This window comes from Streptococcus intermedius SK54 = ATCC 27335 (assembly GCF_000413475.1).
Lineage (GTDB): Bacteria > Bacillota > Bacilli > Lactobacillales > Streptococcaceae > Streptococcus > Streptococcus intermedius.
Genome location: NZ_ATFK01000002.1, coordinates 195,427 through 214,511, shown reverse-complemented (window position 1 = coordinate 214,511; position 19,085 = coordinate 195,427). Strand labels below are relative to the sequence as shown.

The following is a 19,085-nucleotide window of genomic DNA, read 5'->3' as shown; positions in this document are numbered from 1 at the left end:
ACTAAAGTGATGGGCTGTGACCCCCTATTGCCTCTACTTTTTCTCTTGCTTTGTCTTATTTTTCTCCTTTTGCCGTTTGGCATTTTCGTAAGTTATGGTATAAGTATCCTCAGCGCCACCTTTTTCTTGTCCATCAAAGACTAAGTCAAAGCGGATAGACGTAACCGCTGAGCATCGTTATTTCATCTGGTATTTATGCACCCAGCATAATTTCCTTTCTGTTTATGCCAATGTATAAATGGTTGGCAAATCAATTCCTCCTTTTAAGAGAGCATCATGATACAATCTGTAAAATTGATGATAAACAGTGCTTTGTGTACCACTTTGGACTGTAATACTGACACGAAAATAAAATTGTCCATTGTCTCCGAGTTGTGGACCTAAAATGACAGGTTCTTGTAAAATTTCTGCTTGCTTGGCAGCATAATCTTGATTGACTTGCTGGATAATCCGAGTAACTTTCTCCAAATCCGTCTGAGCGTAAAGGGGAATATCAATAAGTGCACGCATATTACCTCGCGAGAGATTACTCACAACAGTGATATTGCGATTAGGAACATAATGCAGTGTGCCATCCGCATCACGTACTTGTGTCGTCCGAATGCCTACACTGACTACAGTTCCGGCAATTTTAATTGAGCCATTCGTCAGCCGAACACTGTCTCCGACATCTAACTGCCGCTCCAACAAAATAAAGAAACCATTGACCAAATCGGACAAAAAACCTTGAGCTCCCATTCCGATAGCCACCCCAGCAATCCCTGCACCAGCTAAAAGACTGGAAACCGGCAAACCTAAAATGGATAAAATCCAATAGATTAAAAGGAAATAAAGGGCATAATTGAGGACGTTCTCAATCAAACGGCTAATGGTCTTCTGTCGAGCAATATCGCTACTAGAAAACTTTAATGATGGAGAAATGATCCTGCTGACAAAGACATGAAGAAGTTTCTTCGCAATGTAAAATAAGATCAATAAAAATAACAGAGAAATCAGCTTGGAAAAGGCATCATCTAAAATAGTCGTCCAATTAAACTGTTTAAAATAACGAGAAAAAATATTGCTTGAAAGAAACATTGCTTACCTCATACAATCTCATTTATTCCAGTATCAGAAGGAATATAATCTATTATAGCACAAAGCCCTTACTTGAAAAAGGATAGGATTTTTAGATTTCTTAATAAGAAAAAGCTGGGACAGTATTTTGACTTGCCCCAACTCTCTTCATTTCTTCTCTCGACGAGCAGCCAGTGGAAGAAGCAAACCTAAGCCTAAGAGGGCTATAGGAGTAATAATATTTGTGATGAGGGTAAACCACCATTCGGTTGGATGAGTTGCCATATCTACTTGTGGAGCCATCCCCAGAATACAAGCAAAGGCAGTGAAAGCAAAGCCCCAAGCACCTACTAGAAAACCAAGTCTACGATTTTTTACAAATTTGTATTCGACGTTTTTAAATTTATCCCATCTACGGTACAAGAACATATACGCTACAAAAACCCAAAGGAAACACATTGGAGAGACGATAGCATTAAGATTGGTCATCCATACAACCAGACCATCGATTTCCTTCAATCCAAGAAGTGGCAGTACAATGATAATTGCTACTAGTATTCCTGTTAAAAGATAGCCATTAATCAGCATCCCTGACTTGGTACGCTTACGCAACCAGCTTGGAATAAAATCTTTGTCCGCACTACCCAAAAAGATTTGCAAAGGCGCATCAATACAAATGGCTAGTGTAGCTGCTTGTCCAATTGCTTGAGTAAGAGCATAGACAGTAACTAAGAAATTGCCTATTCCCCAATGCTTCCCTAAAACAGCAAAGGCTTGGTAGGCACCATTCCTCATCAAATCGGCTGGGATATGGTTGCTATCAAAAATCATGGCCATGGCGAGAGAGCCTAAAATAGCACAAGCTCCAACCATGATAACCATAGCTATCATACCTTTTGGAAAGCCCTTTGCTGGATTTTTCACTTTATTAACATAAGGAGAGATGGCTTCCGCTCCACCTACTGAGAAGACTAACAATGCAATCGTCGTAAAATAGGAGAAATCAAATTTTGGAATATAAGTTGATAAACGGTCCATGTGTTGGGTGGCCAATTGTAGATCTGACTTAATCAAAGGCACACCAACAGCCATTAGAATAAAGAGAACTGACATGATTAACATAGCTCCTCCAGCCAGTGTTCCCAAAAATTTCAGGGCTTTTAATCCCTTGGTCGAAATATATAAGAGGAATAGGAAAGTTAGTAAAGAAAGACCAACAATCATTGGCATGGACAGACTTTCCAAAATTCGTCCATTCCCCTGAAAGGCCCACCCTAGAGCGATTAAAATTGTTTGAGGCTTTTGAGCCAAATATGGTATCTGCACTACCCAGTAGGTCCAAGCTGCAAAAAATGCTAGCTGTTTAGTAGACGTAGACTTAATCCAATCACTAACCCCACCTTCACTATTCTTAAATGTTGAACCCAGCTGCCCAACCATCAGTGTATAAGGAATAAAATAGATAATCAGCAACAGGATCCATGAAGTAATCACGACAATTCCCTGCTGAGCAAAATTATTCACGACATTACCTAAGCCCCAAACAATATTAAAGGCTATCAAGGCTATCATGAGCCAACTTAACTGCTTAGAATCTTTTTCTTCCATACGATTCCTCCTTCCAATCGCCAAAAACTCTTTTTGTCTCTCATATTAAAGGCAACAATTAAGTAAATTATTAATATATTTCATTGTTATTATAACACTTTAAAAAATAAAATAAATCGCTTTCAAAAACTAATTATCACTTTTTTCTTTTTAGCTAGGATGCAACATAAGAATAACATTACAACTTTAGTGTATCTTGCACCCCCTTCAATTTAACAAAAAGAAAAATATTCTCTAGCTAAGTAGAGAATTCTTATTTTTCCAAACAATTTTTTAAAATAAAAATAGATTGAGGAACATCTGAGAAAACTTGGCTTAAAAATTCCAAATGTTGCTGATCTTTGCTATCTAAAGCTACGGTGTGCTTGACATTTACAGTGCCATCATCGTTCTCAATGATCTGATGACCAAAAAGGATATCTCCAAACGGGGTCGCTGTTTTATCCCAAAATTCCTCAAAGGGCTTGACAAGTGTCAGCTGATATTCTATTGGGGGCATTCCTTCGAGTTCCATTATCCCACAAGATCCTGTCTTAAATCCACCATTTAATGTAATATTTTTTAAATCTTCTTCCCAGTCATACCACTTTTCAATATTTTCATAGTAGGACCATACATCTTCTTTTGCTGCTTTCATGCTTAAACTGAAACTAAATTCCATTACAATAACTCCTTTATAATATGTATACTTATTATAAGTATATTTACAATATTTGTCAAATGTTTTTTCTTTCTAGCACTAATATTTCTTCTAAAATAGCCTACTTAATTTGATTCTGCTTTTCATACTGATAAAATGGGATAAGAATGATGTCTTGGTCGTATGGCTTGATATTCGCTCTCTTATTTAGCCATTTAGGCAATAGTGCGATTCCTTTCCCGTTTTCAACTAAGCTGATAATGTTCTCAAAAGAATCAATTTCTACAACTGATTTTAAATGAGCAAACTTCATTAAGCTTTGTTTTCTAAAAGGGCAATTTTTATCTTTATTAACGAATATGGGCATTTCCTCAGTAGCCTTTATGATGCTCGAATAAGCATAAACTGACTCAACATGTCCGATAGTCTCATCATAATGTTTCAAATTTTCAATTTTTTGAAAGCAAAAAATTTTATCAAAGTCTTCCTGATGAGCAATGATTGGTATATCCGAAGTTTTTTGGATATTAATCTCACTTTTATCCAAATCAATTGTTTGCGAATTATTAATATCGTGATTGAATAACAATTCTGAAATTAAGATCGATATTTTCGAGGTTTCACATTTCTTTTTTAATTTCTCTAAATTGTTAGAAGTTTCCTTACAAAATTGATAAAATAAGTCTCCACTTTCTGTCGGGACTAAACCATTATATTTTCTGTAAAATAATTTCGTATCTAATTCAGTTTCAAGCACCTTCAATCTAGCACTGAGATTAGATTGTGCATATTGTAATATCTTTGAACTTTTATTTATTGATCTTGTCTCATAGATTGTCACAAAAATGCTCATATCATTAAAATTCATTTAAAACACCCTATCACTTTTTATGATAATTATATCATTTTTAAGTATTATTCAACATGATATAAATCATTTATACTGTCAATAGTTCATTAGAAAAGGGGTACTGCAATGCAAGCAATGCAATATACTATAAAATTACCAGCAGATTATGATATGGATATCATTAGACAACGTGTCCGAAATACAGGTCATTTGATGGATGGATTCGACGATTTGTTTTTCAAAGTTTATTTAATCTCTGAAAAATCTGAAGGCCAATTATTTAACAGTTACTGTCCGCTATATATTTGGAAAAATACCAACGGAATGACAAAATTCATATTTGATGGTTACTTTGATCATATTTTAAATTCGTTTGGCTGGCAAAATATTGAAATCGGAATAACTTCATCAGTCGAAATATCTGATCATTTTGACTCAAGTAAATATGCTACATTAGAAGTCATTGATATAGAAGCATCTGAAAGTTTAAAATCCTTTACCATTCACGAGCAAATGCAAAACAACGAAAGTGGCAAAGCCGTTATTTTCAATCCTGATAAATGGAAAAAATGTATCTTTACTTTTTATACCAATAAACCCGACACACAACTACCAACATTTGAAATTTTGCACATTTCACAATAAGCGCTTATGATAAGTTATAGGGAAACGCCTGAGCAAACACTTCTTCAGTATTTTGCACACTATGATAGTATACTTGCTCTTCCCAAAATTGTATGACCTTTACTGTCATCGGCTAAATGAAAAAATCGTTACGACATGTAACGATTTTTTGGCTATGCTATTAACTCAATTCGGCGATAATAGCCTTGAGCTGATCTTTGGTGTGAACACCAGCGACTTGCTTAACGACTTGACCGTCTTTCTTGAATAGAAGGGTCGGAATGGACATAATACCAAATTCACGGGCAGTATTTGGATTTTCATCCACATCCATTTTAAGGATTTTCACTTCATCTTCATGGACTTCCCCTGCCAACTGCTCTAAGATAGGCGCCTGCATACGGCATGGACCGCACCAAGTTGCCCAAAAATCAATCAAAACGAGTCCGTCTTTTGTTTCTTCTGCAAAATTTGCATCTGTAACTGCTGCTACCATATTGTTCTCCTTTGACAATGACTAATGTCATCGCTCTATTTCGTTCTTGACATCATTCTACACTAAAAAGAAGCATTTGCAAAATATTTGCTACGGATAAGGCCTCAGTCACTCAAGGAGAAATGGTTGGTCATGAGATTGCTGGCATCTAAGAGAATTTTTTCCAAGAGCTGATCTGTCGCTTCTTGTACCTTATCGCTCATGGCTTGATTTTCAGCTTCAAAGTCAACAGCTTCTCCCTTAGCCAGGGCTCGGTCTACCCGACCAATCATTTCGTGCCCCCAAGCCATAGTCTTTTCCTGATAATCATCCAAATCACCAACATGACTGCTGAAATGAGCATCAGCCAGTCCAGCGATTAAGCGATTGGCCCAGTAGAAGGAATCCGTCAAAACCTTGTCCGTCGTGTTGGCAAAGTAGGCTGGTGTTGTAGAGACTTGGGTAAAGAAAGGAACAGCTGTATTGTAAGGCATGGAGCCGTAGGACAGCCACTGGATCCCTGCCGTTTCCTGCGGTTGGTTAGGGCGCAGCTGCAAGATGGCTGTCTGACTGGTCCGATTGATCCCGATAGTTCGAAAGGCCCGTCTGCTGTGGCAGTCTCCCTCAGCTCCATAAGGATCATAAGGCGAATCCTGGTAGTGACTGCTCAGGACATACTTGACATCTTCGATCGTAATCTTGCGGTAAGGCTTGCGGCACCAAGGAATGAAGAAACTCCTTGGATCTTGCTCCACTTCTGGATTGAGAAAACGCTGAATATCCCAAGCTCGCGGTGTATTGTAATGGCGATCCTTGTCCTTCTGGCTGCCAAAAGCATAACGTGGATTGAAGCCCTCATCATCTGAATAATTCAGATTGAGATGGTTTTCCTCGATAAAACTTTTAAGATTTGGATGACAGAGGAAGTGCTCTGGATTGTCAAATTCAAAATAATCACTGCCCAGCTGATTTGGATTGGTCACATAGGCATCATCCGGCACGCGCCGCGCCATCCAATGGTGGCCGCCAATGGTTTCCAGCCACCAGATTTCATTGACATCCGAAATAGCAATCCCATTAGACTCATAAGTACCATATTCTTCTAGGATTTTCCCTAAGCGTAGAATCCCTTCGCGAGCCGTCTTGATATAGGGCAAGACCAGTGTGAGGATATCTTCTTCGCTGATACCTGACTCTACCAAAGGATCCGCCCCTAACACTCGGCTGTTGGTCGTAATCGTTTCCGTCGCACTGACAGCAACATTATAGCTGTTAATCCCAGCTGCTCCCCAGATCCCGTCTTTGGGCACTGCGTCTGGCACCGCCGTATAACGGACTGGATTGTCCGGCAAATCTATCTCAAAGGACGTCAAAACTGACTGATAATGGCGGGGCTGCTCTTGTGGCTCCACTACAACAAATTTCTTGGGTGTAAAGACCCCGTTTTGTGAATCCTCTGTACGAGCCACAATGGTTGAACCATCGTAACTGGCCTTCTTCCCCACTAGAATCGTTGTACAAGAATCTTGTATGTCTTTTTGTCTCATAAATATTTCCTCTTTTCAATTTTTTTGTTATGAATCGTTTTGCTTTATTCACTAACTCTTTTCACTTAAACACCACAATCGTCGCGCCGCTGCCACCGGCATTTTGCGGAGCATAACCAAAGGACTTGACGTGCTTGTTGCGGCGGAGGTACTTAGTCACACCTTCACGGATCACACCGGTCCCGATACCGTGAATAATATCAACCTGAGCCATGTTGTTGAGGAGAGCCTGATCAATAAAGGCGTCCAGCTCTTGCATAGCTTCTTCATAACGCTTGCCTCGCAAATCCAGTCTAGCTCTTGGTCCGCTTGTGGTTGTTCGTTTCACCACATTGACCTGCTTGCGCTTAGGCTGCTGCTCCTTTTCAGCCTTTAGAAGATTAAATTCCTGCTCTTCTAGAGTCATCTTGATAAGACCGACCTGAGCCTCCCAACGGCCGTCCTTGAGCTGCTTGACCAAGGTTCCTCGCTGACCATAGCTGGTTACCAGAATATCATCTCCCACCTTGGGCGCACGATTTTTCTTGGCCTGCTTGAGCACCTTGTTCTTTGATAAATCAACGGTTTCTGGCGCCAACTTTTTAAGCTGGGCCTTAGCTTCGATAATCTCATGCGGTTTGAGACTAGACTTATCATGGAGATTTTTGAGAATGCTCTCACTCTCTGACAAAGCCAGATCAACAATTTCCTGAGCTTCCAACCGTGCCTTATTGAGTTCGGTTTCTTTCTCTCGGTTAAACTCATTGTAAAGTTTTTTGAGTGCTCGGTTAAATTTGAGATTTTCCTGCTCAACCTCACGGATATTGTCTAAGCGCTTGCGGCTTTCCAGCGTTTGCTCCTCCAGTCTCTCAATGATCCGATTGACATCGCTGTCCGTGTTGGTCTGCTCTTGGGCATGGCGAACGACAAGTTCCGACAAGCCCAAACGGCGAGCAATTTCAAGGGCATTAGAACGCCCTGGCACCCCCTGCATAAAGCGATAAGTTGGTCTTAGACTTGCCGTATCAAACTCCATGCTAGCATTTTGTACGCCAGCCATTTCAATCCCATAAGCCTTAAGCTCTGGGTAATGAGTCGTTGCCATTGTCTTGACCTGCCGCAGTCGCAGGTCTTCAAGGATTGCCATCGCAAGAGCTGCACCCTCCTGCGGATCGGTTCCAGCTCCAAGCTCATCCAGAAGTACCAGAGCATTTTCGTCTACTTGCTCTAAAATGGCAACAATATTAGTCATGTGGCTAGAGAAAGTCGATAAGCTCTGCTCAATAGACTGCTCATCTCCGATGTCGGCAAAAATTTGGTCAAAAATCCCCACTCGACTACCATTATCCGCCAAAATAGGCAGACCAGACTGCGCCATGAGTTGAGCCAAGCCCAAGGTCTTCAGCATAATTGTCTTCCCACCTGTGTTAGGACCAGTAATGACGATTTCCGTTAAATCCGACGCAAAGTACAAATCATTAGCCACTGCATTTTCTATCAAAGGATGAGTAACATGGAGCAGGCGAATATCCTTACTATCAGACAGCATCGGCACCACCGCGCCTCTCTCCTGCATAAAACACACTTTCGCCCGAACTAGATCCAAATGCCCAATAATCCAAGCGTTATTAGCAATTTCAGCAATATGAGGACGTATTCGGTCGGACAACTCTTGCAAGATACGTAGAATCTCATGACGCTCGTCTGCCTGTGCATTGGTGATTTCTTCGTTGAGGTTGACTACTGCCCTCGGCTCGATATATACTGTATTTCCACTAGCAGAAATATCATGTACCACGCCTGAAATCCGATTACGAAATGTATTTTTAACTGGCAAAACATTGCGACCATTTCGACTAGCTACTACTTGATCTACCAACATATCGCCCTTCGTTTTGAGAATATCTTGCAGAATATCTCTTACTTGAACTTCATTTTCTTGAATTTTCCGACGAATGCGAGCTAAATTGTCACTCGCAAAGCTTTCGACAAATCCACCCTCATTGATGGCTTGCAGTAATCCTTGCAGGTTAGGAAAAGCCAATAATTTTTCAAAAAGACGGTTCAAGCGTTGCAAATCAACATTTTCCAACTTATCATAGAAATCAGTTAATTCTTGCGTGACAGTTAAAATACGCTTCAGAGCAAGAAATTCTTCAATATTTAAGTCGCCTTCCAGCTCCAAACGCTTGGTCAGTCCAGTAATATCTTGAGTCGCAGCCAAGCTGAAATGCGGACGCTGCACAAAAATCTGCTGCATGTCCGTCATTTCTAAAAATGCTGTCTCCAACCGTTCCTGTTTATTAGATGGAAAAAGCTGTCCTAGCTCTAAACGGCCTTGTTCTGTTAACAGATAGGGTTCAAAGAGTGCCTTGATTTTCCCAAATTCTAATGTTTCTAAAATTTTTCTATTCATATGCTTATCTTTCCCGATGAAAAAGAAACTCAGCTAGCACCACCAACTGAGTCTTTGTATTATCCAATGATTTTGGTCACCCAGAGTTGTTTTAACACTCCTGAAGTAATCGGTGTGTGACTAATAATAAAACGAGCTATACTACTTGTATTGAGATGATTTTGAACAACTGGCAAGGGAATCGTCGCCAAAACGGTTAGGAACATTTGAATCCCAAACAAGGTAACACAAAGAGCTAAAACACCACTAGCAACATTGTACCAACGCTCGTTAGCTTTTTTATTTGGAACCAAGTGGATAAAAATTCCAATAAAACGAGCTACACTATACACAATCGTATAAATTACGAGATAAGCCAGACCAGCATAAAATACCTTGTCCAACTGGAACAATTGGCTACTTGGGAAAAAATACGTAAATGTCCCTTCCTGAGCACTCGCATAAGGTACCAAAAGATTGATTTGTTCACCTAAAGATTGGTATAGTAGCCCTGCGATAATAGCTGAAACGATCGCCGAAATAGTATAATAAGTTTGTAATACAATTCCGCGTGAGTAGCCAATGTAAAAACTCCAAGCTAAAATTAGCAAAATCACTAACGAAATCATACAGTTTCCTCTTGTTCACTAACTTTTTGCTTGTTGGCTTCTAGCACTTTCTTACGAAGTTCTTCCAGCTCTTGCTCCTTGTCATCAAACTCAATTTCACGTGACAATTGTGTCGCTAAGCTATTGATTGCCAGTAAAATAGCTAGTGTTTCATCATCAGCCATCGGCATCTTTTCTTTAATTGCGTGATATTTTTCTGTCGCAACCTTTTCGACCTCTTCCATGAATAAATTATCGTGTTCTGTTGTTAAGGTTACGCTTTTCTTTCCGAAAATAAATTTGTATCGATTTAAGTTTGCCATAAAATCACCTCAAAATATTATACCAAAAGGAAGCTATTTTGTCAGTTTTTAAAGAAATTTATCACTTTTATGGTACAATAACAATATGGAAAGTATTACTTTACAACCCAGTGAGAAACAAATTCAAAATTTTGTTGCCCAATACCAGGCACAGCTTGTTTCTAGTAAAAATCCTTATATTCGTTACCTTTTTAAGCTTGATAAGGCAACTGCCTCCATCTATACTTCAGGAAAAGTCCTCTTCCAAGGAGAAAAAGCAGAACAGGCAGCACAATTTTTTGGCTATCAGGCTTCCAGAGAAGAAACGACAGCTCCTCAGCAAAATTGTCCTCTTATCGGGACAGATGAAGTCGGCAATGGCTCTTATTTCGGCGGACTTGCTGTTGTGGCATCTTTTGTCACAACAGAACAGCATAGTTTTCTACGAAAGCTGGGAGTTGATGACTCTAAAAGCCTGACAGACCAGAAAATCAGGCAAATCGTTCCCTTGTTAAAGGAAAAGATTCAGCACCAAGCTCTGTTACTGTCTCCAAAAAAATACAATCAAGTCATTGCTGCTGGCTATAACGCAGTTTCTGTCAAGGTTGCTCTCCACAATCAAGCGATTTATCTGTTACTACAAACAGGAGTACAGCCTCAAAAAATCGTTATTGATGCTTTCACCAGCGACAAAAATTATCAAAAATATCTCCAGCGAGAAAGCAATCATTTTCCAAACCCTATTACGTTAGAAGAAAAAGCCGAAGGCAAATACCTAGCGGTAGCAGTCAGTTCTATGATCGCACGCGACTTATTTTTAGAAAATCTTGAAAATTTAAGTCAAGAGCTCGGCTACGAATTACCTAGTGGAGCAGGAGTAAAGTCCGATAAAATCGCAAGTCAGCTTCTTCAAACCTACGGTATGAAGAGTTTGGAAGCGAGCGCAAAACTACATTTTAAAAATACTGAAAAAGCCAAAAAACTTCTAGAAAGGTAAGTTATGCAAGCAAAATCAACTACTTTTTCAAAATTTATGAAAGAATGGGGATTTTTTATCCTCTTTATGGCGATTCTATTCTTATCACGCGCCTTTTTCTGGGTTCCTGTTAAGGTAGATGGTCATTCAATGGATCCGACTTTAGCAAACGGAGAATATTTATTTGTGGTCAAACACCTCCCTGTGAATCGCTTTGATATTGTCGTTGCAAGCGAAAAAGACGAGGATGGGAAAACCAAGCAAATTGTCAAGCGTGTTATCGGTCTTCCCGGAGACACTATCCGTTACGAAAATGACCAGCTTTATGTAAATGGTAAAAAGACTAATGAACCCTACCTTAAAAACTATATAACAAGATTCAAAGAAGATAAATTGCAGTCAACCTATTCTTATAATAGTTATTTCCAATCTTTAGCAGATAAAGCCAAGTCCTTTACGCAAGATGCCAATGGCAACACTAACTTCACCATTGAAGTTCCAAAAGGTGAATACCTGCTTCTAGGAGATGATCGTCTCGTTTCAAAAGATAGCCGTCAGGTAGGAACGTTTAAAGCTAGTCAACTTCAAGGTGAAGCAAAATTCCGCTTCTGGCCTTTGAATAGAATTGGCACTTTCTAGTCAAGGAATTTTACTTTGATTATTTGAGTCTGGAACATCCGTTTCCAGGCTTTTACCATATCTTTCTGATGACAAATCACAACGGTTGGCTAATCATTCTAGCTCCTTGTCAAGCAAGAAAGGATAAGCTAGTTGCTTATGTAAAGGCGGGACGACAAAAGTGACTTCTTACGAAATACTGACGTTTGTCCCATTCCCATTCTTTTAGTATTAAACAGGAAAATTATGGAATTTTACTTTTCAGGTACCATCGAACGCATTATCTTTGAAAATCCCAGCAGTTTTTTCCGGATTCTGTTGCTAAATATTGACGACACCGATGCGGATTTTGATGATTTTGAGATTATTGTCACCGGCACTATGGCAGATATTATAGAGGGGGAAGACTATACCTTCTGGGGAAATCTCGTGCAACACCCTAAATATGGTGAACAGCTCAAACTAATACGCTATGAGCGTGCTAAACCAACCAGCAAAGGCTTGGTCAAATATTTTTCAAGCGACCATTTTAAAGGAATCGGTGTAAAAACAGCACAAAAAATTGTGGATCTCTACGGCGATAACACGATTGATAAGGTCTTGGCAGAACCCGAAAAATTACATGATATTGTAGGCCTTTCTGCTAAAAATCGCGAAGCCTTTATTATGAAATTAAGACAGAACTACGGTACCGAGCGAGTCCTTGCAAAGCTATCTGAGTACGGCATTTCAAATAAACTTGCCTTTCAGATTCAAGATTTTTACAAAGAAGAGACTCTCGAAATTGTCGAACACTATCCTTATCAATTAGTGGAAGATATTCAAGGAATAGGATTTAAAATTGCCGACCAACTGGCGCAAAGCTTAGGAATTGAAAGTACTGCTCCAGAGCGCTTCCGTGCAGGATTACTCCACACACTTCTAACCCAGTCCATGGAAAAAGGCGACACCTATCTTGAAGCAAAAGAGCTTCTGGAACACACCATTGAACTTCTGGAAAGCTCCCGACAGATCGAACTAGATCCAAATTCCGTTGCAAATGAGCTAGCTCATTTGATTGAAGAAGATAAAGTCCAACATGTCGATACGAAGATTTTTGAAAACAGTCTCTTTTTTGCTGAAGAAAGAATTTGCAACAATCTCTTACGCATTCTGGAGAAGGGAAATCAAAATAAATATGAACCAGAAAACATCGAAGCTGCGCTTGCTCAAATCGAAGAAAAATTTGCTATTTCTTACGATGCGATTCAGAAGCAAGCTATTTGCGATGCTATCCAGCATAAAATTTTCATCTTAACAGGTGGTCCTGGAACTGGAAAAACGACTGTTATCAATGGAATTATTGCTGTCTACGCGCTGCTACATGGTCTGGATTTACACAAATCTCAAGATTTACCTATCCTTTTAGCCGCTCCAACTGGGCGTGCTGCTAGACGCATGAATGAATTAACAGGACTGCCAAGTGCGACGATTCATCGGCATTTAGGCATGACAGGAGACGATGACACCAGTCATTTAGACGATTATTTGGACGCAGATTTTATTATTGTGGACGAATTTTCAATGGTAGATACTTGGTTAGCCAATCAACTACTCAGCAATATCTCTTCCAATAGCAAGCTACTCATTGTCGGAGATGCCGACCAGCTACCCTCTGTCAGTCCTGGACAAGTGTTAGCAGATTTGCTGAAAATCCCCCTCCTTCCACAGACCAAATTAGAAAAAATTTATCGGCAGGGCGAAGATTCCACGATCGTTACCTTAGCTAGTCAGATTCAAAAAGGCACTCTGCCAATTGATTTCATTGAAAAAAAAGCAGATCGTTCTTATTTTGAAGTTCGTAGCGAGCAGATTCCACAGATGATTGAACGCATTGTGGAAGTCGCTATCCGTAGTGGTATTCCAGCTCAAGATGTACAAGTACTTGCTCCTATGTACCGTGGACAAGCAGGAATTGACCACATCAATCAACTCATGCAAGATCTGATCAATCCTGTTGTAAAAGAACAACTTATCTTTGAAGCTACTGATGGTCAATACCGACAAGGTGATCGGGTTATTCATCTCGTCAACGATGCTGAAAGCAATGTGTTCAACGGTGATTTGGGTTATATCACCGATTTACTACCAGCAAAATATGCTGATTCCAAGCAAGATGAACTGACTATCAATTTCGACGGCAATGAGATTGTTTATCAACGCAGTGAATGGTACAAGATTCGTCTGGCATACGCTATGAGTATCCACAAATCTCAGGGCAGTGAATTTCCAGTCGTCATTTTACCGATTACGTCTAGCAGCCACCGCATGCTGCAACGCAATCTTATCTATACTGCTATCACCCGCGCCAAGAGCAAATTGATTCTTCTTGGGGAAAAGTCTGCCTTTGCCTTTGCTGTCCAAAATACTGGGACAACACGTAAAACCTATCTCCTTCAACGTTTTGCAAATCTACCAACAGATGAAAAAATAATGCACACTTCTATGGATGATTTGAAAACAAGCGTGGAAGACTATGTCTTGACTGAAGAAAATTTTTCGAAAATAAATCCTATGATCGGACTGACTGAAGAAGATATCCACAGTATCTTTGGCAACTAAAATCGAATGAATAGAAATTGCCAGCTCGCAAAGCTGACCCCCCTCACTCTCTAATTTCTATGTTTGAACTAAAAAACGCATTAAGCCATCTTTGATGCTTGCTAGGTCAGCCCTATTGACCTGCTTTGAGTACACCAAATAAAGACTGCATCATGAAGGATTATCTTTACATAAAAGAGTCTGAGATATGTTTATCTCAGACTCTTTTACATTCTTACCCAAATCCTGTCACTGTCACACCTAAAAGTCGCACACCACTTACTTGTTCATCTAAGCTATCATAAATTTCATGGGCAATGCGCTCAATCTGCTCTGCATCTTGCGTCCTAGTCATTAAACTTTGCCTCTTTGTCAACGTCGAGAAATCCGCATAACGAATCTTCAGGACAATCGTCTTCCCAGACTTTTCATGTTTTTTTAAACTACGAGCAACCTTTTGCGATAAAAGTGTCAATTCCTTTTTTATGTCGTCTTCGTCATATAGTAATTTTCCGTAAGTCCTTTCCTTACCAATAGACTTACGAATACGATTGACTTTCACTGGTGAATTACTGATGCCTCTTGCCTTGCGGTAAAGGTCAAAACCAAACCGCCCAAACAAATCAATCAAGGTCATCTCAGAAATTTTCAACAAATCTTCTCCCGTATAAACACCCATATCATGCAGCTTCGCCACTGTCTTCTTCCCAACACCATAAAATTCACTTACATCCATTGGAGAAAGGAAGGATTCTGCTTCTTCGGGCAAAACAACTGTCAAACCATGAGGTTTTTTATAATCACTAGCCATTTTTGCTAAAAATTTGTTATAGGAAACACCCGCAGAACTTGTTAAATGAAGTTCTGTCCATATCTCGTGCTGGATTAGCTTGGCTATCTTGACAGCAGATTTTATACCCAATTTATTTTTTGTCACGTCTAGATAAGCTTCATCAATACTGAGGGGCTCAATCACATCTGTATACCGTTTAAAAATGTCTCGAATTTCTTGACTGACAGCTTGATATTTTTCATAATTTCCCGAAATGAAAATCGCCTGCGGACAGCGTTCGTATGCTTCTTTAGAACTCATTGCTGAATGTACACCGAACTTTCGCGCTTCATAATTGCAAGTCGAGACAACACCCCGTCCACCAGTCAAACGAGGGTCTCTCCCTATGATGACAGGTTTTCCTTTTAGGTCTGGGTTGTCTCTTTCTTCTACGGAAGCAAAAAAAGCATCCATATCAATGTGAATAATTTTCCGAGACGTATCATTGTTGAGCGGAAAAATTAACATTTATTCTCCTACAAAGTATTAAAGTATAAATAAAAAAGCAGCTATTACATACAAGGTAAACCACAGGAAATCAAAACCTGTAATAGTTTTACTTTTCCCATGATCAACTTCTCCCTTGACTTTGTAAACTATCTAAGTTTATTAAACTCTTTTCCTATTTTCATCTAATCTTTCAAAATTATAACACAGTTATACAACTTTTGTCAATCTGTATTATAAAAGAAAGTGCTTTTATTATTATATTTCGTTTGTGTAAACGATTACTATATGCTATACTGATTTTATAAATGTAACAGTTTTGTGTTACTAGAAAGATTCAAGAGGAAAAAACATGGTTGTTAAAACTGTTGTCGAAGCACAAGATATTTTTGATAAAGCTTGGGAAGGCTTCAAAGGCGATGATTGGCGAGAAAAAGCCAGTGTATCTCGTTTTGTACAAGCAAACTACACTCCTTATGATGGAGATGAAAGTTTCTTAGCTGGACCAACTGAACGCTCTCTTCACATTAAAAAAATTATCGAAGATACAAAAGCACATTATGAAGAAACACGTTTCCCAATGGATACACGTGCCACTTCAATCGCTGATATTCCAGCAGGATACATTGATAAAGACAATGAATTGATTTATGGTATCCAAAATGATGAATTGTTTAAGTTGAATTTCATGCCAAAAGGTGGTATCCGTATGGCAGAAACTGCCTTGAAGGAACATGGATATGAACCTGATCCTAAAATGCATGAAATTTTCACAAAATACGTGACAACTGTAAATGATGGTATTTTCCGTGCTTATACAACCAATATTCGTCGTGCACGTCATGCGCATACCGTTACAGGTCTGCCAGATGCTTACTCACGCGGACGTATCATCGGTGTTTATGCTCGTCTTGCACTTTACGGAGCAGATTACTTGATGGCAGAAAAAGTTGAAGACTGGAATGCTTTGACAGATATTGATGAAGAAACAATTCGTCTTCGTGAAGAAGTCAATCTTCAATACCAATCATTAAAAGAAGTTGTTCGCCTGGGTGACCTTTACGGAGTAGATGTTCGCCGTCCTGCCTTTGACGTTAAAGAAGCTATCCAATGGACTAACATTGCCTTCATGGCTGTCTGCCGTGTCATCAATGGTGCTGCTACTTCTCTTGGACGTGTGCCTATCGTTCTTGACATTTATGCAGAACGTGACTTGGCTCGTGGTACTTACACTGAATCAGAAATCCAAGAATTTGTTGATGATTTCGTCTTGAAACTTCGTACTGTAAAATTTGCTCGTACAAAAGCATACGATCAACTCTACTCAGGTGACCCAACCTTCATCACAACGTCTATGGCGGGTATGGGAAATGATGGTCGTCACCGTGTAACAAAAATGGACTACCGTTTCTTGAATACACTTGACAATATTGGTAACTCACCAGAGCCAAACTTAACAGTTCTTTGGACAGATAAATTACCATATGCATTCCGTCATTACTGCATGCACATGAGCCACAAACACTCTTCTATCCAATACGAAGGTGTAACAACAATGGCTAAAGACGGATATGGTGAAATGAGCTGTATCTCATGCTGTGTGTCTCCGCTCGACCCAGAAAATGAAGAACAACGCCATAACATCCAATACTTTGGTGCTCGTGTAAACGTATTAAAAGCTCTTCTTACAGGTCTTAACGGTGGTTACGATGATGTTCACAAAGATTACAAAGTATTTGACATCGAACCTATTCGTGATGAAGTCCTTGACTTTGATACTGTTAAGGCAAACTTTGAAAAATCGCTCGATTGGTTGACAGATACTTACGTAGATGCATTGAATATCATTCACTACATGACAGATAAATACAACTACGAAGCTGTTCAAATGGCCTTCTTGCCAACCCATCAACGTGCTAATATGGGATTTGGTATCTGTGGATTTGCCAATACAGTTGATACATTGTCAGCTATTAAGTATGCGACAGTCAAACCAATCCGTGACGAAAATGGTTATATCTACGACTACGAAACTACTGGCGAATACCCACGTTGGGGTGAAGACGATCCTCGTTCAAATGAATTGGCAGAATGGTTGATTGAAGCTTACACTACTCGTCTTCGCAGCCATCGACTTTACAAGAATGCAGAAGCGACTGTATCACTTCTCACTATCACTTCGAACGTTGCCTACTCTAAACAAACTGGTAACTCACCGGTCCACAAAGGGGTATACCTCAACGAAGATGGTTCAGTAAACTTATCTAAATTAGAATTCTTCTCACCAGGTGCGAACCCATCTAACAAAGCTCGTGGTGGTTGGTTGCAAAACCTCAACTCACTAGCCAGCCTTGACTTTGGCTATGCAGCAGATGGTATCTCTCTCACTACACAAGTTTCACCTCGTGCTCTTGGTAAAACTCGTGAAGAACAGGTAGATAACTTGGTGACGATTCTTGATGGTTACTTTGAAAATGGAGGACAGCACGTCAACTTAAACGTTATGGACTTGAAAGATGTCTATGATAAGATTATGAATGGTGAAGATGTTATCGTTCGTATCTCAGGTTACTGTGTCAATACCAAATACCTTACTAAAGAACAAAAAACTGAATTGACTCAACGTGTCTTCCACGAAGTTCTCTCAATGGATGATGCCCTCAGCTAATTCAATTCTATTCTCAAAAACCAGTTGGAAATTCCAACTGGTTTTCTTCTTTTTTATGCTATAATAGAGGTATTGTTAGTTAAAAGAAAAGGGTGTACATATAGTGGAGAAAAGAGATGTAGAAAGGGAAGACAAATTTAATCTAACCGTTGATGTCCTGATGTTAGCAGGTACGCTTTTGCTTCAAAGTGGTTCTGAAATTTATCGGGTTGAAGATACCATGATTCGGATTGCCCATTCTCAAGGAATTATGGATTGTAATGCACTCGCAATGCCAGTTGCCATTTTCTTTTCAATTGAAAACACCAATATTTCGCGTATGAAACGCATTACTCATTCAAACTATAATATTGAAAAAGTATGTGATGTCAATCAAGTGTCACGTGAGCTAGTTGGTGGGAAGATCAGTCTTGAAGAAGCTTTTAAGAAACTGATTCAGCTAAAAAAGAAAAAACCTCCATATACAAACAGGCAACTAACACTTGCGGCGACCATTAGCGCTCCTTTTTTCTCTATCATGTTTGGGGGCAATCTCTATGATGCACTCGGAGCTGCTCTTGCGACCTTCTTTGGCTTTTCTTTTTCTCTTTCAGTCAACAAATTCGTACGTATTCCTTTTGTCACAGCTTTTGCCGGTGCTTTTGTTTTTGGACTGCTGGCACAAATCTGGGCACGTTATTCTGGCTTTCCTTCAAGTGCGGACTTAATCATCGCTGGCGCTGTCATGCCTTTTGTCCCTGGCATTGCTCTAACCAATGCTGTCCGTGATTTAATGACTAACCATCTCAATTCTGGAATGAGCAAAATTTTTGAAACATTGCTAATTACCCTAGCGCTAGGAGCCGGCACTTCCGTAGCTCTCATCCTAATGAAATAAAAG

At 39.6% G+C, this 19,085-nt stretch carries 16 protein-coding genes and 1 pseudogene; 6 read left to right on the top strand and 11 right to left on the bottom strand.

Annotation, left to right across the window (positions count from 1 at the left end):
• Nucleotides 1-33 precede the first annotated feature (33 nt).
• The 5 genes and pseudogenes from HMPREF1654_RS10195 to HMPREF1654_RS03705 form a co-directional block, all read right to left on the bottom strand.
• Nucleotides 34-159 (bottom strand): annotated as a pseudogene (locus HMPREF1654_RS10195) (DUF4352 domain-containing protein); the annotation flags it as partial.
• A 63-nt stretch (nt 160-222) separates the two neighbouring features.
• On the bottom strand, nt 223-1,077 hold the full coding sequence (locus HMPREF1654_RS03720) for a mechanosensitive ion channel family protein (RefSeq protein WP_003074617.1): 855 nt from the start codon (nt 1,075-1,077) through the stop codon (nt 223-225).
• Between the two features lie 147 nt (nt 1,078-1,224).
• Complete coding sequence (locus HMPREF1654_RS03715) at nt 1,225-2,664, bottom strand: APC family permease (RefSeq protein WP_003077488.1); 1,440 nt, start codon at nt 2,662-2,664, stop codon at nt 1,225-1,227.
• Between the two features lie 253 nt (nt 2,665-2,917).
• Entirely contained in the window at nt 2,918-3,325 is a 408-nt protein-coding gene (locus tag HMPREF1654_RS03710) for an SRPBCC family protein (protein ID WP_003077720.1), read from the bottom strand.
• 100 nt (nt 3,326-3,425) lie between these two features.
• Nucleotides 3,426-4,172 carry a LysR family transcriptional regulator gene (locus HMPREF1654_RS03705; RefSeq protein ID WP_003077559.1) on the bottom strand — a complete coding sequence of 249 codons (747 nt, stop codon included), beginning with the start codon at nt 4,170-4,172 and terminating at the stop codon, nt 3,426-3,428.
• A gap of 108 nt (nt 4,173-4,280) precedes the next feature.
• Between HMPREF1654_RS03705 and HMPREF1654_RS03700 the strand changes: the two genes are divergently transcribed.
• Nucleotides 4,281-4,799, top strand: a complete 519-nt coding sequence (locus HMPREF1654_RS03700) for a DUF4865 family protein (RefSeq protein ID WP_003074627.1) — start codon at nt 4,281-4,283, stop codon at nt 4,797-4,799.
• 160 nt (nt 4,800-4,959) lie between these two features.
• Here HMPREF1654_RS03700 and trxA read toward each other — a convergent pair whose 3' ends face one another.
• The 5 genes from trxA to HMPREF1654_RS03675 all read right to left on the bottom strand — a co-directional run bounded on the left by trxA (nt 4,960) and on the right by HMPREF1654_RS03675 (nt 10,105).
• Nucleotides 4,960-5,274 carry a thioredoxin gene (gene trxA / locus HMPREF1654_RS03695; protein WP_003074629.1) on the bottom strand — a complete coding sequence of 105 codons (315 nt, stop codon included), beginning with the start codon at nt 5,272-5,274 and terminating at the stop codon, nt 4,960-4,962.
• 104 nt (nt 5,275-5,378) lie between these two features.
• Nucleotides 5,379-6,800 (bottom strand): C69 family dipeptidase, encoded by a 1,422-nt coding sequence (locus HMPREF1654_RS03690; protein ID WP_003077740.1) that lies wholly within the window; start codon nt 6,798-6,800, stop codon nt 5,379-5,381.
• Nucleotides 6,801-6,861: 61 nt separating this feature from the next.
• On the bottom strand, nt 6,862-9,195 hold the full coding sequence (locus HMPREF1654_RS03685) for an endonuclease MutS2 (protein WP_003077475.1): 2,334 nt from the start codon (nt 9,193-9,195) through the stop codon (nt 6,862-6,864).
• A gap of 59 nt (nt 9,196-9,254) precedes the next feature.
• Nucleotides 9,255-9,803 carry a CvpA family protein gene (locus HMPREF1654_RS03680; RefSeq protein ID WP_003070931.1) on the bottom strand — a complete coding sequence of 183 codons (549 nt, stop codon included), beginning with the start codon at nt 9,801-9,803 and terminating at the stop codon, nt 9,255-9,257.
• Nucleotides 9,800-10,105, bottom strand: coding sequence for a hypothetical protein (locus HMPREF1654_RS03675; protein ID WP_003074635.1), 306 nt, complete (start codon nt 10,103-10,105; stop codon nt 9,800-9,802). Before HMPREF1654_RS03675 ends, HMPREF1654_RS03680 begins: the two co-directional genes overlap by 4 nt.
• A gap of 85 nt (nt 10,106-10,190) precedes the next feature.
• Between HMPREF1654_RS03675 and rnhC the strand changes: the two genes are divergently transcribed.
• The 3 genes from rnhC to recD2 all read left to right on the top strand — a co-directional run bounded on the left by rnhC (nt 10,191) and on the right by recD2 (nt 14,279).
• Nucleotides 10,191-11,081 (top strand): ribonuclease HIII, encoded by an 891-nt coding sequence (gene rnhC, locus HMPREF1654_RS03670; protein ID WP_003077692.1) that lies wholly within the window; start codon nt 10,191-10,193, stop codon nt 11,079-11,081.
• 3 nt (nt 11,082-11,084) lie between these two features.
• Nucleotides 11,085-11,699 (top strand): signal peptidase I, encoded by a 615-nt coding sequence (gene lepB / locus HMPREF1654_RS03665; RefSeq protein WP_003077544.1) that lies wholly within the window; start codon nt 11,085-11,087, stop codon nt 11,697-11,699.
• Nucleotides 11,700-11,924: 225 nt separating this feature from the next.
• The gene (recD2, locus tag HMPREF1654_RS03660) at nt 11,925-14,279 is read left to right on the top strand and encodes an SF1B family DNA helicase RecD2 (RefSeq protein WP_003077655.1); all 2,355 of its coding nucleotides are present in this window, start codon (nt 11,925-11,927) and stop codon (nt 14,277-14,279) included.
• A gap of 214 nt (nt 14,280-14,493) precedes the next feature.
• On the opposite strand, the gene dinB is transcribed toward recD2, so the two are convergent.
• Nucleotides 14,494-15,558, bottom strand: a complete 1,065-nt coding sequence (dinB, locus tag HMPREF1654_RS03655; RefSeq protein ID WP_003077853.1) for a DNA polymerase IV — start codon at nt 15,556-15,558, stop codon at nt 14,494-14,496.
• A gap of 331 nt (nt 15,559-15,889) precedes the next feature.
• On the opposite strand from dinB, the gene pflB reads away from it, so the two are divergent.
• Entirely contained in the window at nt 15,890-18,205 is a 2,316-nt protein-coding gene (gene pflB, locus HMPREF1654_RS03650) for a formate C-acetyltransferase (RefSeq protein WP_003074645.1), read from the top strand.
• A 160-nt stretch (nt 18,206-18,365) separates the two neighbouring features.
• A complete protein-coding gene (locus tag HMPREF1654_RS03645) occupies nt 18,366-19,082 on the top strand; it encodes a threonine/serine exporter family protein (protein ID WP_048785449.1) in 717 nt (238 codons plus the stop codon).
• The last annotated feature ends 3 nt before the right edge of the window (nt 19,083-19,085 follow it).